3 protein-coding genes and 1 pseudogene are annotated in these 1,555 nt (G+C 75.6%); all 4 read left to right on the top strand.

The annotated features are described in order from the left end of the window. Positions 1–649 (top strand): V-type ATPase 116kDa subunit family protein (locus ACFW2E_RS46625; protein WP_384478188.1); only part of this gene is annotated, 649 nt, incomplete at its 5' end. Continuing rightward, entirely contained in the window at positions 634–1,047 is a 414-nt protein-coding gene (locus ACFW2E_RS46630) for an ATP synthase subunit C (protein ID WP_384478190.1), read from the top strand. The genes ACFW2E_RS46625 and ACFW2E_RS46630, both read left to right, overlap by 16 nt. 2 nt (positions 1,048–1,049) lie before the next feature. Beyond that, a complete protein-coding gene (locus ACFW2E_RS46635; RefSeq protein ID WP_384478193.1) occupies positions 1,050–1,274 on the top strand; it encodes a V-type ATP synthase subunit F in 225 nt (74 codons plus the stop codon). Then, positions 1,274–1,555: pseudogene (locus ACFW2E_RS46640) on the top strand (hypothetical protein); the annotation flags it as partial. The gene ACFW2E_RS46635 and the pseudogene ACFW2E_RS46640, both read left to right, overlap by 1 nt.

The raw sequence follows: 1,555 nt of genomic DNA on the forward strand, positions 1-1,555 counted from the left end.
TGAGCGGGCGCGCGGGGTTGTGTGGGGGGGGGGTGGGCGCGCCGGCGCCCCGGCGGGGGGCGGGCCACCCCGGGGGGGTGACAACGAGGGGGGCACGGCGTTGTACGCGGCGTCCGGCTGCGCGGGGCTGCTCTTCTATCTGGGCATGGCGGTGGCCGCGGCGGGCCTGCTCCTGCACCGGCCGGCCGCGGCCGTCACCGGAGCCACGCTCGCCGCAATCGGGCTGGCGCTGGTGGCGCTCGGCCTGTTCCGGGCCACAGCGGGCGGAGGCGCCGGATACGCCGAGGCCGCAGTACGGCTGTTCGACGTCGTGGTGCGCACCGGCACCAACACCCTGTCGTTCGCCCGCCTCGCGGCCTTCGGCCTCACTCACGCCGCGCTCGCGGACCTGGTGTGGCGCGGCACCACGGGCCTGGCCGGGCACGGCGCCGTCGGCGTCACGGGGGCGGTGCTGCTGTTCGCCGCGGGCACCGCGGTCTCGTTCGGCCTGGAGGCCCTGGTGGCCGGTGTGCAGGCCCTGCGGCTGGAGTACTACGAGATCTTCTCCCGGCTCTTCGAGGCGGAGGGCCGCCCGTTCCGTCCGTGGCACGTTCCCCCGGCGGAACCTGCCGACCGCACTACGAAGGTGATCCCATGCTCACCTGGCTGATCGTCCTGCCGGTCCTGGCCGCGGTGCTCGGCGCCGTACGGCTGCTGCGACGGCGTCGGGCCAGACACGCCTTCCGCTGGCTGCTGGCCACGAACCTCGCCCTGCTGGGCGGCGCATGCGCCGTTCTCGGCACGGCGCTCGCGGGCCCGGCGCAGGCGTCGGCGCAGGCCGCCACGTCCGGCGGGGTGGGCGGATCCGCTCTGATCGGGGCCGCCATCGCGGTGGCCGGAGCCTCGATCGGGGCGGCGATCGCGGTCGCCTACACGGGTGCCGCGGCCCTGGCAGCACTGAGCGAACGACCGGAGATGTTCGGCCGGGCCATGGTGATCGTCGGTCTGGCGGAGGGCATCGCCGTCTACGGACTGGTGGTCGCGATCCTGCTGATCGGAAAGGCGTGACGATGGGCACCGTGGCCGCCATCGGCAGCCGGACCGGCGTGTGCGGCCTTGCCCTGGCCGGTGTCGACGTGCTTGTCGCGGAGGATCCGGACACGGTCCGCCGTACCTGGCGGACGCTCCCGGGCACGGTCGGCCTCGTGATCCTCACCGCCCAGGCCGCGGAAGCACTGGGGGGCGAGGCGATGGCGCCCGGCCCGTCCCGGCCCTTGACCGTGGTGATGCCCTGATGACCGCGTCCATGGACGCGCTGGACCCCGTGCGCGCCGAACTGCTGCGCGCGGCACGGGCCTCGGCCGACGCCGTCCTGGAACGAGCACGGGCCGAAGCGGAGGAGACGCTGCGCACGGCACGCGGTACCGCTGACGAAGTGCTCGCCCGGGCCCGGGCCCGCGGCGAGGCCGACGGCGCCGCCGGGGCGGCCCGGGAACGGTTGCGAGCGTTGCAGGACGCCTGGGCGCTGGAACTCGCGGCCAGGTCCGAGGTCTACGCCGAGCTCCGGGCCGCAGTC

It is taken from the genome of Streptomyces sp. NPDC058964, assembly GCF_042741275.1.
In the GTDB taxonomy this organism is placed as follows: Bacteria; Actinomycetota; Actinomycetes; order Streptomycetales; family Streptomycetaceae; genus Streptomyces.